Genomic DNA, 13,679 nt, shown 5'->3' with positions numbered 1-13,679 from the left:
TTGATACGTCTTTATAATGGCGTTTCTTGCGGTGTATCATCTATCTTGAGCAGGTTGAGTAAATTGTTCTTTTCTTGTTCGTTTAAATCCTGAATTTGTTGGAATAAATCATCGACTTTGCTGGTCAGTGGATCGGCTTGCAGCAAGGTTTGGGCTTGCACGGAATGTGCTGTTTCGGTCTGGGTGAGACCTTGATATAAATTTGAAAGCTGCTGTTGAGATGCTTCTAAATTGAGTTGGTATACACCTTTTTGATCTAATTTTAAGCACTGGTAATGTAATGCATGTTCAAGCAAGGCATCTCGATTGCCTGTGACGATGATTTGTAGACGTGGAAACGCTTGATGGAGACGCTCCAAAATTTCCGCACAGTGATTCTGATCGAGTTGATGGTCAATTTGATCAATCAATAGAATCCCTTCACCTTCTAAGCAAGGATTAAAACAATGCTGATTCAGCAAGCAAAGCCGACGACTAATGTCTCCAACTAATGCAATCCAAGTTTTGAGTGAAGCAGACAGTTGTTGAAAAGGAATCAACTGATCGTGATAACGCACCATTAATTGTAACTTTGGTACATACTGAATATAAATATCGCTTAATTCAGGGAAAACAGTATGTAAGCTGTTTTTCAAAGCATAAAGATTGGGCGCAGAGAGTTGCTTCGGATGATTAATCAGTTCTTGTTGTAATTCTTGCAGTATTTCTGATTGATTTTGTTGATTAAAATCATTGCCCATCAAGCGCCTAACGATATGGGCTGAATGTGCATTTTCGACATCGCTGATTTCACGTAGCCACTCAAAAAAACGGGCAAAGGTCGTATAGGGTACAGCAGTTAAATCGTAGGCCGAAATTTCCTGTAATGTCCCTGGAGTATTTTTGCTTTGCAAATTAATGTCTTGGACAAATCGTTCGGCAGGATAATAGGCAATCAGTGGAAGCCCGAATAAAGGATCTTGCAGTCCTGTTTTCTGATAGAGCGTGACCATTTGATCAAGCTGTTGGGTCTCCACTTGGCTAATCCCAACGCCTTGACTATTAAATGTTTTATAGAGTTTCCATGCACAAGTTTGCGTGTCGGTCTGTTGTGATGAGCTACTTTCAGCCAAAGAGCCACTCAGTTCACTGCTCATTCGGACTAGAATTTGAATTTTTGCCTGTAAGCGATTCAGCATAATATCTTGATCAGCAATGACCACACCTGCAGTACGAATATCCTTATAGCGCGCAGAAAACCAAGTCAGGCTTTGATAGATGTTTTTTAAAATCGTACTTTTGCCTGTGGCTTGATCACCCAAAATCAGGGTAATAGGAGAGCGCTCAGGTTGAAATTCGAGATTTAACTCCCGAAACATCCCGATGTGTTTGAATTGAACCGATTCAAGCTGCATAAGCTGACCTCAATCATAAGCGCTTTAACCTGCGGACTGACGAAGACTTGAGGGGGCGCACCGTTTTAATTGTTGTATTAAGTCGTATAAATGATGAATATTTAAACTTACTTTAGCACGCGTGCAGGCTACGTAAAGTAATCTTAACTCTTCATCTGTAATTTTATGTTCTAGTCCATTTATTTTAAATTGGTAATCGTCTTCGATATGCACACGATTCCATTCCAAACCTTTGGCTTTATGTGCCGTTGAAATCACATAATCGGCCTGTTCAATCGGGGTGATTTTTGCCAGTGCCTTCTTAAGTGGATCAGTGCCATGATCATCAACTAGCTTGACTAAAGGCTTGATATCACTGCCATCATTGGTTTCACAATATTCGTGTACATCATGCCAAGAGTTAAACCAAGCCAGCTCAGGAACATCGGTAATTCGTTTGCCTTGTTTCAATAAACTTGCTGCATCGACAAAACGACTCAGTTTCTGCTGGTCCGCTTGTAAGCCGACTTTATCGCCATTAACGAGACCAGAGAGTAATAGCTCCATTGCACGGGCATTAGTCCGACATAGAATCGCATCGCGCATCTTGGTATGTGGCTTATTCACCACACTTGATTTTTGGTTTGGATTACCAAGTAGGGGCACGGTTTCATTTAATGCGCCAAGCAAGCTGTTGGCGACATCTGCAATGGCATCGCCAAAACGAAAAGAGGTGGTTAAACGACTTTCAGGCAATGGCATTTGTTGCATGGCATTGATTGCTCCACGCCATGCGTAAATTTGCTGGTGTGCATCACCAACATAAATGACTTGGGTGCTTTTCTGACGCAGTAAAATACCGAGCATCAGTGGATCGGCATCTTGTGCTTCATCAAACAACACATAATCCGCAGGAATATTCGGTTCTGATAAAGCCCAAAGCTTTAAGTAGATATCGTGCCCAATACCTGCTTGATGATTGGGATCAATTGATTCGAGCCAACGTCGTTCCACCGCCGGGTAGAGATGTTGTTGTAAGGCTTCGATATCGTCTAGATGTAACCAGCTCGGTGCTTGAATATGCCGAGGAGCTGGATACTGTGAACTGGTTGAGCAGAAGTAGCTCACGGCATTGGCAACTAAGCTGGCCAAACGACTTGGCATCAACACGTATTTTTCGTAACGCCCACCTATGAGGCGACGTAGCGTAATTGGCTCTAGACGGTATTCTTTGGCAATGAAGCTTGGGCTTAATCGTGGTAAGCGTAATTTGTCGGTCACGCCACGCGGTGCACTGCGAAATGCAAGCGAGTGAAAGGTTCGACAGTTTACATTGCCGTGAAATTTATTTTGTGCTTCTGAAGCGATGGCTTTGTTAAATGCCAAGTACATGCCACGCCGTTCAGGCATGGCATCGCTGATCATTTGCAGTGTTGTGGTTTTACCTGTGCCAGCATAGGCAATCACTTTAAAGGATTGACCGAGACGGGCATTGTCTATCGCAATGGCTTGCTCATAAGTGGCTTTGGGTTTTTCTATATTTGACACAGGCTCTGATTACGCTTCTTTGCTACGGTTAGCTTTTTCAACTAAACCTGATAAACCTTGACGACGTGCGAGTTCATCGAGAACCACTTGTGGCTCAAGATCGAAGTAACCCAACATCACAATACTATGGAACCATAAGTCAGCCACTTCATAAATCAGATCGTGTTTATTTTCCAGTGAAGCTAGGACGGCATAATCTTTGGCAGCGATGATACTTTCAATACTTTCTTCGCCGACTTTTTCTGAAATTTTATTGATGCCTTTTTTGTACAGACTGGCGATATAAGAACTATCAGATTCAGCTGTTTTACGCTCTTGCATTAAGCGACCTAAATAGCTGAGTACATCGACTTGTTCACTTTGACCATGATCATGTGCTTCGGTTTTTGCTGCTGCACCATAAATAGCGGTTGGATCTTTGAGCTGAGCATCAACAATTTCCCAGCCTTGTGGCGTGAGTTTGCGATAGAAGCAAGACTCACGGCCAGTATGGCAGGCAATGCCGCCATGTTGTTCAATTTGTAAAATAATCACGTCGGCATCGCAATCCAGACGAATTTCATGCACGGTTTGAAAGTGTCCTGATTCTTCGCCCTTATGCCAGAGTTTTTGACGTGAACGTGAGTAATACACTGCCTGATTTTTTTCAGCCGTCAGTTGTAATGCCTCACGATTCATCCACGCAACCATTAACACTCGACCAGTTTGATGATGTTGTGCAATGGCAGGAACAAGACCATTGGAATCAAATTTAACTTCATCTAACCAGTTTGACATGAGTGAAAATCCATTGAGTGGAGAGCAGCTAGTGTAGCGGTTGTGGCAAAGGTTGGCTATGCTTGTTGGGTAAAAAATCAAGGATAGAACATTAAAGATAATTCGAGATTTCAATCAGGTTCTGATCGGGATCTCTTAAATAAACCGATAAAATTTTCCCCATCGCACCCGTTCTTTCGATTGGACCTTCAATGATTTCAATTTGCTGTGCTTGAAGATGTGCAATCACTTCATTCAGTGGCGTTTCCGCAATAAAACACAGATCTGCCGAACCTGAAGTCGGGCGAAGTGCTTTGGGTTCAAACTCTTTACCCACTTGATGCAGGTTGATTTTTTGATTGCCAAATTGCAGTGCTTTGCGGTTTTCAGCAAAAGTAATCACTTCAAAATTCAGGGCAGATTGATAAAACTGACAGGTGATTTCAATGTCGGCGACAGTTAACACCAAATGATCTAGATGACTAATTTTCATATTTCACTGTGCTCATTCATATTCAGGTAGTGATTCAGTTTTAGCATTGAAAACATGATCTTTCCCAGCATATTGCGCCACTTGTTGATAATCAAGTTGCTGAAACAGTCCTGTTTTTAAGCCTGAAATGGTGATTGCCATTTCTTTACGAAAATAGGGGATTTGATACATCCATGGGAAGGTCAAGTCACGTAAGCCACCTGCCCACCAATGATTAGATTGATACAGTGGGGTGAGTAGACGACTTAAAAATTGATAGAACTGGGTCGAGGAACCACGATATTGATGATAGTGCTGCCACAGCGCTGACCAATCCATTTGCTGATTTTGTTTTGCTGCGTGTAGTGACTGAGAAAAGGCCCAAGCATCCAACAAAGCCATATTGGCGCCTTGTCCCAATTGTGGACTCATGGCATGGGCGGCATCACCGATCACTCCAATTCGACCTTGTCCAAATTGAGACATCACCACATCGCGATATTGCGCAGATAACCATTGCGGCTGATGTTGTTGATTCGACAACAGTTGTGTGAGCCATTCTGCCACATCGGGCCAACGATCGGCCACCTGTTTTAACCATTGTTGTTTAGCTGACTCATCTTTTAAGAATGATTGTAGTTGTGAAGTTGGCAAACTCCAAAACACGCTAGAAAGTCGTTGCTGAGGTGCAGTTGGGATGGCACCCGTAGGCAACACGCCCATCATAATTTTGGAGCGATCATAAAACTGATGCAGAATTGCAGGATCGAGTGTCGGACATTCAGGCACGATACTCCAAGCTGCTCCCCATGGATAAGCCTGATCAACTTTCACCCATGCTTGAGGGCGTAATTGACTGCGTGCACCATTGGCAATCAGCACAGCATCGAAGCAGGCATCAAAACTTTGTTGCTGCTGAGAACCGAAGAGACGAACTTCATTTTGCTGTTCTTGAATACGTTCAATGCTATGACCCATTCGCCATGTCACATGACTGGAATATTCAGCCAGTTTGTGGGTCAGCACATGACATAAGGTCGCTCGATGAATACCGAGACCATAGAGATTATGGCCTGCTTGATGATAGTGACTATTCACCAATAGACGTTTATTCGGAAGTTGGCCTTCCAATCCTGTGACTTTGGCACCCAGCTTTAAAGCATGCTCAAGCACACCAAGATGTTCAAACACGGCCAAGCCTGCAGGCTGTAATAATAAACCTGCACCGACGGGAGAAAGTTGATCCGTTTGTTCAAAAATAGTGACATGATTGCCTGCACGTGCAAGCAGGATTGCGGTTGCCAAGCCTGCTGTGCCAGCGCCAACAATGGCGAAATGAGGTGTTTTCATTATTTGTTCTTTTAAAGTGCTTATAGATCAGTCAATCATGATCTTAACTGATCTCGGTGATTTTTTTAAATAAAATCTATCCTGCTACAAGGTCCATGATCATCCTGCCGGTATTGAATGAATCTCAAATCGGATTATTTAAACTGATCTTTGCCTGTGGTCATCTTGATCAGGGTGCGATCTTTCTTAATATAGTGATGATAAAGTGCCGCACCTGCATGCCCTAAAATCAGTATCCAAATCAGCCATTTTCCAAGAACTTGCTTATGAATAAAATCAATTGGTTTTTCGAACTGTTCAAAACTGAGCCCCATGCCTTGTGCCACCCAGCTCTGGAACAGGGCGGTATGTTCAAATTTCGGAATCTCAAACAAGAAGAAAAACTCAGTATTGACGCCTGTGCCTAAATAGCCTGTGAGCGGGGCAATGATCATGATGGCATACAGGGCAAAATGTCCTGCATGTGCCGCAAAGTTTGCCAAAGAGCTGGCAGGTTCTAAATGGGGCTGTGGATTGCTCAAACGCCAGAGAATGCGCAGGCTAATAATCACGGCAATGCTGATACCGACGGAAAGGTGAAGTTGTAAAGCCGTCCAGTTCTCAGGTGTGCCTTTTTCGGTAAACCACTGGCGGTAGTAAACACTACAGTAAGCAAGTAAAAACAGGATTGCGGTTGACCAGTGCAGCCATTTCGCAATCGAACCATAGTTATTGATGCTATTTCTTAAACTCACGCTTCTCTTCCTTTAAAATCTGTGTTGATGCACCTCAATGTTAGGTCGATGATCGTCTATCTACTAAAGGATGAAAAGCCTTTGCCCGAGATGGATGGAAGTCTTGCCTAAAATGTGATGGTTCTGCCGAAATTTCAGAAAGTGTTTAAATGGGCAAAAGGGGGAGCTAAAAATGTTGCAGTTGCATAAAAGCAAAGGCCGTATCGATGGATACGGCCTTTGCTGTGTATATCTAGTTATTTGGCAATGCGCCACAGTGCAATCAAGCTACTCAGTACTATCAGAATAACTGAGATAAACCATGGGCTAATAATCGCGATGGTTAACAAAATCAGCATCGTGCTACCAAATATCCAGCTACGACGTTGCTGTTGTTGCATTTGTAAGCGCATTTGTTGAATTTCACGCAGTTGTTTGTCATGCCAAGCTGATTGGTTTTTTAGACCATTTAAGCTGTCAATCAATAAACCTGGAATATCTTGGGCGCCGAGTAACAGGTCTGGAATCTGCTGCCCCAGTTCTTTTACGTTTTTGACGGGGTTCATATTGGCTTTGACCCATTCGGTTAGAATCGGCTTTGCCAGTTTCCAGATATCCAGTTGAGGGTAGAGATCAGTCCCTAGACCTTCAACATGTACCAGTGTTTTCAGCAATAACATCAACTGTGGTGGAATTTCCAAATGGAAGCGACGAGCAATATCCATCACTTGGATCAAAATGCCTGCAAAATCGAGTTGATCCATTGGTTTGGATACCATTGGGCCAACGGTACGGCGCATTTCGCGTGATAATGCATCTTGATCGGTACCTGGTGGAATCCAACCTGCTTGATGCACAATTTGAATCAATTGCATGAAGTTACTGTTCATCACCGCCAGTAGCATACGAGCAATCGTCATTTGATCGTGCTTAGACAACTCACCCATAATGGCACAGTCCAACGCGATAAAGCGTGGATTGCTAGGGTTAATGGTTTCGACAAAGACATTGCCTGGATGCATATCCGCATGGAAGAAGTTGTCACGGAACACTTGGGTGAAGAAAATGGTTAAGCCTTTTTCCGCAAGATCCGCACGATCCATACCTAAACGATCAAAGGTAGCAATATCCGAAATCGGGACACCGGTGATGCGTTCAGCCACCATCACGTCTTTACTGTCCATATAGACTTCTGGCACGTACATCATGCTTGAGCCAGTAAAATAGTGACGCATACGGCGGGTGTTGTCTGCTTCCAGACTTAAATCAAGCTCATTTAAGATGATTTGACGATAATCTTGAATAATTTCTGATAAATGTAGGGCACGCGCTGCTTCTAAACGATTTTCCAACCAATCGCCAAGCCAAGCCAGAATCTCAAAATCTTGTAAAATTTGACTGCGAATATCGGGGCGAGTGACTTTAACGACAACTTCACGACCATCATGCAAAGCCGCTGTATGCACTTGAGCAATCGAAGCTGCGGCAAGCGGTTGCTCATCGAAGCGTGAGAATAAGGTTGATACATCTGCTTTGAGTGATTCTTGAATGCGCTGTTTGGCTAGCTGAGTGTCATAGGGTTTGACGCGATCTTGCAATAACACCAGTTGTGATAATACTTCAGGTGGAATCAAATCACGACGCGTAGACAGCAATTGGCCGAGCTTAATCGCTAAGGGGCCCATATCCTCTAGGGCTTCTTTCAGCTTAAGCGGATTCTTTTTCTCACGACTTGACCAAGCTGCAGGATGTATTTTAATCAGACTTAATGCATGACGAGCTTTTACTGGTAATTCTTCCGCAGGGAACAAGGTATCAAGGCGATAGTGTGCTGCAATACGCCAGAGTTCGAGTAACCGTGTAACATGCGGAATCATATAAATTCTTACCTAGTCTTGTGTGGGTTGTTTGGCTGGATTGAATTGAGCATTGAGTTGTTGAAGCTTGGCTTCCAAACGATCAATTTCCTGATTGAGTTGACGTGTCTCGCGATTGAGATCATCCATCTGCCAACGTGGGGCAAATAAACCGCTATCTTCTTTTAATGCATCTTCAACAAAAAATAAATGGCTTTGTAATGAACGTTTCAATTGCTTCGGTACAAGTTGAATTTTACCCAACTCATGTGCCAATTGAGGGCCAATCCAAGGCGATAAATGCGCTGCGAGATCGGGCTCAGCTTGCTGCATAATTTTTTGAATATCTTGCAATAAGTGATAGTCACCTTGCAGTGGAATATTACCAATTTGATCCATATCACTGAGCAATAATTTAACCAGCTCAACCACATTTTCAACATGGAGTGTTGCAGTTGCATCCGTGATTTTATCTTGAGGATCAAACGGGCGCTGTTCAAAAATAGAAGAAGTTTGACTCTGTCCCGTCACGGTCGGTTCTAGGCGAACTCTATTTTCATCAAAAAACACATCAACCGAGAGTTGTGGGCTATCGATCACAACACGTAATAATTGACCTTGTAATTGATTGATTTGAATACGAGTAATCGCATCCAAATCAATCACATGATGAATGATACGTTCGACTGCACCGAGTGCTAAAATCGACCACATATCTTAAACCTTAAAGTTTGAATCCGCGGTGAACAGCAACGATACCACCAGTTAAGTTATGGTAATCACAGCTTTGGAAGCCCGCATTTTCCATCATACCTTTGAGGGTACGTTGGTCTGGATGCATACGAATTGATTCAGCAAGATATTTATAGCTTTCAGCATCATTGGCAACTAATTTGCCCATAATTGGTAATGCGGTGAATGAATAAAGATCGTAGAGCTTTGAAAATGGTTCAAATACAGGTTTAGAGAATTCGAGAATGAGTAAACGACCACCTGGCTTCAAGACACGGTACATGGCTTGGAGTGCTGCATCTTTATCGGTCACATTACGTAAACCAAAACTGATGGTTAATAAGTCAAAGCTGTTGTCTGCAAATGGTTCAAGCGTTTCAGCATTGGCCAGTACGAAATCAACATTGGTACAGCCTGCATCAATAAGACGATCACGGCCCACATTCAACATTGATTCGTTAATATCTGAAAGAACCACATGACCTTGTGGACCGACTTCACGGCTAAATACTTTCGCTAAATCGCCTGTACCACCTGCAATATCCAGCACGTGTTGACCACGACGAACGCCAGACATATTAATGGCAAAACGTTTCCAAAGACGGTGAATACCAAATGACATCAAGTCATTCATGATGTCGTATTTGCTAGCAACCGAGTGGAACACTTCTGCAACTTTCTGTGCTTTATCATCACTATTTACGGTTTGGTAACCAAAGTGTGTGGTTGCACCTACATTACCAGTATTGGCACCACGCGGTAAGTTATATTTTGGGATAGAAGCTGTTGAGGTCTGTGCTGCACCTTGTTGGATCGGTTGCTGCTGACCTTGTGGTGTGCCTTGTGGAAGGGGCGTGTTTAAGAAAGGGCTGACTTTGTCTGAACTTGGGTTTTGCTCAACTTCTGGGGTAGGCTGTTGGTTTTCGTTAGACATAGTTTTCTCCTAAACTTTCGCTCTAGCGGCACGAATCAGCAAGCATGATGACAGATTTTGTATTTTTTTACAGGCTTTCGCATGTAATTGTTATGAATAATATACAGAAAGTCACTTTCTCAAAAGTGTTTTTAATCGCGTTGTTGATTTGAAAAATAGCGTGCTCTGAGCTACTTGAGAATAGCTCAGAACACAAGACATGGATTAATTGCGGAATGGATTTGGGTGTCCTGCATGAACGCGATCAATGATCTCACGCTCTTTTTCAGTAAAGGTTTGAATGAACGTCGCTGCAGATTTCATTGGTTTCATTGCCGCAAAACCTTCTTGAATAAACTCATACATGCCATCAAAGTGGTATTTATGTGCCAAGCCTTTACACATTTTAAAGGTCGCATACATCATGGTTGAACGCATATATTTATCGAGTGTTACACCCAACTCATCGAGTAAACGCAATTGTTCATAACGTGCGTCACCTTGATCAAGTTTAACCAACGTATCGCGCATGATTTCATCGGTGAGTGGCGTATCGGCAGGATAGTCAGCTAATAACTGCTGTGCAACCTGTTCATCTAATTGAGTTGCCAACACAGCCAGACTAACGGATTTGGTTCCTGTCTTAATCCCATTTTCAGGAACAAACTTTTCGACTTTATGCGCAAATTTAAGTAATCGCTCAATCTGTTGTGCCAGAGCATCAAAGTCGGGTCCACCATAAAGACGTTTGAGAAAATATTGGGCCATCAATTGATTTTCAGGGCGAGCAAAAAATTCTTGGTGAGTATGCGCAATACGCTCTTTCATCCAGGTTTGAACTTCATGTAAACGTTGTTCAAGCACAGCATCATTATGATAATTAAAAGCTTTGTATTGGAGTAATAGATCATCAAAGGCAGAGAGTTTTGACATATATAAACTTAATTAAAATGAAACAGTAAAATCATAGGCTGCATCATAACGGAGAACCATGACAGCATAAACTCTAAATGTTTAACAATTGGTCACTATAACAGTACACCTAAATGAATCTACAGAAACTGTACAAGGGTTTTTCTGGGATCAACTTAGTTTTGGCTATACTCATTTTTAATATTAATAATGAGCCGCTTAGAGCAATATATGAGTAAACAACAGCCAGTATTTGAATTGCGTGATGAAGACGAACTTTCTTTAGAATTGATTGAAGCACAATACGCCTTAAAAAATAGCCGTGATAAGAAAAATGCTAAAAGTGTATTGGTTTTAGTGAGTGGAATTGAGCTGGCTGGTAAAGGTGAGGCGGTTAAACAATTACGAGAATGGTTAGATCCTCGCTATTTACGTGTGAAAGCGGATGCTCCTCAGCTCTTATCAAATAATCAAACCTTCTGGCAGTCCTATACCCGTTTTATTCCTGCGGAAGGGCAAATCGTGGTGATGTTTGGTAACTGGTATAGCGACCTTTTAACTACCGCGATGCATGTGTCCAACCCTTTGGATGAAAATTTATTTGATGCTTATGTTGAGCAGATGCGAGCATTTGAACATGATTTGCAAAATAACCACGTCCATATCGTCAAAGTCTGGTTTGATTTATCTTGGAAATCGCTACAAAAGCGTTTGGATCAGATAGACGCTTCTGAGCAGCGTTGGCATAAACTGCATGGTTTGGATTGGCGCAACAAAAAGCAGTACGACACCTTACAAGGTTTGAGTCAGCGCTTTACCGATGATTGGTATATTGTCGATGGTGAAGATGAAAAATACCGTGATCAATGTTTTGCTCAGTATTTACTACAGACTTTGCAAGAGCTGCCTGAGCATCAAACCAAAGTCACGCAGAAATGGCAGCAAGCTACGATCCCCAAGGCCTTACTTGAACCTGAACAAGCCAGTTTAGAAAAAGATGACTATAAAGAAGAGCTAAGTAAGCTCACCAAAAAAGTGGCAGATACCTTGCGTTATGACGAGCGTAAAGTGGTGATCGCCTTTGAAGGGATGGATGCGGCGGGTAAAGGTGGTGCGATTAAGCGCATCGTGAAAAAACTCGACCCTAGAGAATATGAAATTCATACCATTGCAGCCCCTGAGCGTTATGAGTTGCGCCGTCCTTATTTGTGGCGTTTCTGGAGCAAGTTGAATGATGGCGGCAAGATCACCATCTTTGACCGTACTTGGTATGGTCGAGTATTGGTTGAGCGGATTGAAGGTTTTGCTTCTACAGTTGAGTGGCAACGTGCTTATAACGAAATTAACCGCTTTGAAGAAAACTTAGTCGATAGCCAAACGGTGATTGTTAAAATTTGGCTGGCAATTAGTAAAGATGAGCAAGCGCTGCGTTTTAAAGCACGTGAACAAACACCACATAAACGTTTTAAAATTACTGAAGAAGATTGGCGTAACCGTGACAAATGGGATGATTATCTTAATGCCGCAGCAGATATGTTTAAACGAACCAATACGGATTATGCACCGTGGTATGTGATTGCAACCGATGATAAGTATTCAGCACGAATTGAAGTATTAAAAGCGATTCTAAAACAACTCAAGGCCGATTAATCTGCCTTGAGTTGCTGCTGCATTTAAATTAATTGTTATTTGCCAATTGTGGCGCTGTACGCTGTTGTTGGCGGAAAATAATTAAAGTGGCAATCAAACTGGTGATCGCTGCAAACATGAGCCAAAATGCAGGCATGCTTTTATTACCAGATGTTTGTACCAGATAAGTCGCAATCATCGGCGTGAGCCCACCAAAAATAGAGGTGGCAAAACTATAGGCAACCGAGAATCCTGCAATTCGCACCGAGCTTGGCATCATTTCAGCCAATGAAACCACCAAGGCACCATTATAAAAGCTATACAGTAATGAGAACCACAATAACACCATCAGCATGTGCGACAGGCTAATGGTATGTGTCAACCATGTGAGGAGTGGATAGGCACTGATAAAGATGAGTATCGTGGTTGTGATCAACAGCGGCTTACGCCCAAATTTGTCGGAGAGATGCCCACCAATAGGTAACAGAATAAAGTTGCTCAAACCGACCATAATGGTGGCAATCAAACTTTCGCTACGGGTTAAATTCAAGACCTCTTTACCGTAGGTTGGGGTATAGACGGTAATGAAGTAAAACATGGTGGTCGTGGTCGCCACCATGCACACACCCGCCAACACAATTTTCCAGTTGGCCGCTAAGGTACTCAGAATCTGTCGTGTCGTTGGATGCTCTTTACGAGAGGCGAAGGCTTCTGTTTCAACCAGTGACTTACGGAGCCAGAAAATAAAGGGGATGATAGCACAGCCAACAAAGAATGGAATTCGCCAAGCCCACGCATCGACCTGAGCTTTGGTAAACACCACACTGACGATATAACCCAAAACGGCTGCGAAAATGACGGCAACTTGCTGACTTGCTGATTGCCAACTGGTAATAAAGCCACGGTTATGCGGTTCCGCAATCTCGGCTAAATAAACTGAAACACCCCCCAGCTCAACTCCTGCGGAGAAGCCCTGAGCTAGACGCCCCACGAAAATCAGCACGGTTGCGGCAAAGCCAATACTGGCGTAACTCGGTGTGAAGGCAATAATTAAAGAACCGAAGGCCATGATGCTCAAGGTCACCATCAGGCCACGCCGACGACCAATACGATCGACATAAGGACCGAGCACCAGAGCACCGATTGGCCGCATCAGAAAACTGACGGCAAATACGAGGAAGGTTTTCATCAGCGCGGCATAGCTGCTGTCTGAATGGAAAAAGGTTTCACCTATGGCTTGTGCGTAGAGTCCGAACAGGAAGAAGTCGTATTGTTCAAGAAAGTTCCCGCTGGTCACGTTGAAAATTGAACGGACCCGAGAAGGAGATTGGCTGGTTTGCACAATGACGCTCCATCATCTATTTATCATCGAGATGTGGAGGTTAAAAATACAATCTTTATCAAAGCTTAAAAAATTAAGTGAAT

Annotated in this window: 12 protein-coding genes; 1 reads left to right on the top strand and 11 read right to left on the bottom strand. The window is 43.0% G+C overall.

Going from position 1 to position 13,679, the window contains the following annotated elements; all coding sequences use genetic code 11:
* Positions 1 to 11: 11 nt before the first annotated feature.
* The 10 genes from F902_RS01330 to F902_RS01285 form a co-directional block, all read right to left on the bottom strand.
* Complete coding sequence (locus F902_RS01330; RefSeq protein WP_005200477.1) at positions 12 to 1,394, bottom strand: AAA family ATPase; 1,383 nt, start codon at positions 1,392 to 1,394, stop codon at positions 12 to 14.
* A gap of 24 nt (positions 1,395 to 1,418) precedes the next feature.
* Positions 1,419 to 2,921: a UvrD-helicase domain-containing protein gene (locus F902_RS01325; protein WP_005200475.1), complete on the bottom strand. Its 1,503-nt coding sequence runs from the start codon at positions 2,919 to 2,921 to the stop codon at positions 1,419 to 1,421.
* Positions 2,922 to 2,930: 9 nt separating this feature from the next.
* A complete protein-coding gene (gene hisIE, locus F902_RS01320; protein WP_005200473.1) occupies positions 2,931 to 3,698 on the bottom strand; it encodes a bifunctional phosphoribosyl-AMP cyclohydrolase/phosphoribosyl-ATP diphosphatase HisIE in 768 nt (255 codons plus the stop codon).
* A 91-nt stretch (positions 3,699 to 3,789) separates the two neighbouring features.
* Positions 3,790 to 4,170: a VOC family protein gene (locus F902_RS01315; RefSeq protein ID WP_005200471.1), complete on the bottom strand. Its 381-nt coding sequence runs from the start codon at positions 4,168 to 4,170 to the stop codon at positions 3,790 to 3,792.
* Positions 4,171 to 4,182: 12 nt separating this feature from the next.
* On the bottom strand, positions 4,183 to 5,499 hold the full coding sequence (locus tag F902_RS01310; RefSeq protein ID WP_005200468.1) for an FAD-dependent oxidoreductase: 1,317 nt from the start codon (positions 5,497 to 5,499) through the stop codon (positions 4,183 to 4,185).
* Between the two features lie 134 nt (positions 5,500 to 5,633).
* A complete protein-coding gene (locus F902_RS01305; protein ID WP_005200466.1) occupies positions 5,634 to 6,233 on the bottom strand; it encodes a cytochrome b in 600 nt (199 codons plus the stop codon).
* Positions 6,234 to 6,469: 236 nt separating this feature from the next.
* Entirely contained in the window at positions 6,470 to 8,089 is a 1,620-nt protein-coding gene (locus F902_RS01300) for an ABC1 kinase family protein (protein WP_005200464.1), read from the bottom strand.
* A 12-nt stretch (positions 8,090 to 8,101) separates the two neighbouring features.
* Positions 8,102 to 8,782, bottom strand: coding sequence for a ubiquinone biosynthesis accessory factor UbiJ (locus F902_RS01295; RefSeq protein WP_005200462.1), 681 nt, complete (start codon positions 8,780 to 8,782; stop codon positions 8,102 to 8,104).
* A gap of 10 nt (positions 8,783 to 8,792) precedes the next feature.
* Positions 8,793 to 9,734 carry a bifunctional demethylmenaquinone methyltransferase/2-methoxy-6-polyprenyl-1,4-benzoquinol methylase UbiE gene (gene ubiE / locus F902_RS01290; RefSeq protein WP_005200460.1) on the bottom strand — a complete coding sequence of 314 codons (942 nt, stop codon included), beginning with the start codon at positions 9,732 to 9,734 and terminating at the stop codon, positions 8,793 to 8,795.
* Between the two features lie 204 nt (positions 9,735 to 9,938).
* Complete coding sequence (locus F902_RS01285; RefSeq protein WP_005200458.1) at positions 9,939 to 10,646, bottom strand: DUF8198 family protein; 708 nt, start codon at positions 10,644 to 10,646, stop codon at positions 9,939 to 9,941.
* Positions 10,647 to 10,856: 210 nt separating this feature from the next.
* On the opposite strand from F902_RS01285, the gene pap reads away from it, so the two are divergent.
* The gene (gene pap / locus F902_RS01280) at positions 10,857 to 12,275 is read left to right on the top strand and encodes a polyphosphate:AMP phosphotransferase (protein WP_005200457.1); all 1,419 of its coding nucleotides are present in this window, start codon (positions 10,857 to 10,859) and stop codon (positions 12,273 to 12,275) included.
* Between the two features lie 28 nt (positions 12,276 to 12,303).
* On the opposite strand, the gene tcuC is transcribed toward pap, so the two are convergent.
* Positions 12,304 to 13,596: an MFS transporter gene (tcuC, locus tag F902_RS01275; protein ID WP_005200456.1), complete on the bottom strand. Its 1,293-nt coding sequence runs from the start codon at positions 13,594 to 13,596 to the stop codon at positions 12,304 to 12,306.
* Positions 13,597 to 13,679: the final 83 nt, after the last annotated feature.

This window comes from Acinetobacter higginsii, assembly GCF_000369525.1.
Lineage (GTDB): Bacteria > Pseudomonadota > Gammaproteobacteria > Pseudomonadales > Moraxellaceae > Acinetobacter > Acinetobacter higginsii.
The sequence above is the reverse complement of the archived record's forward strand: the minus strand, read 5'-3'. Positions and strand labels throughout refer to the sequence as shown.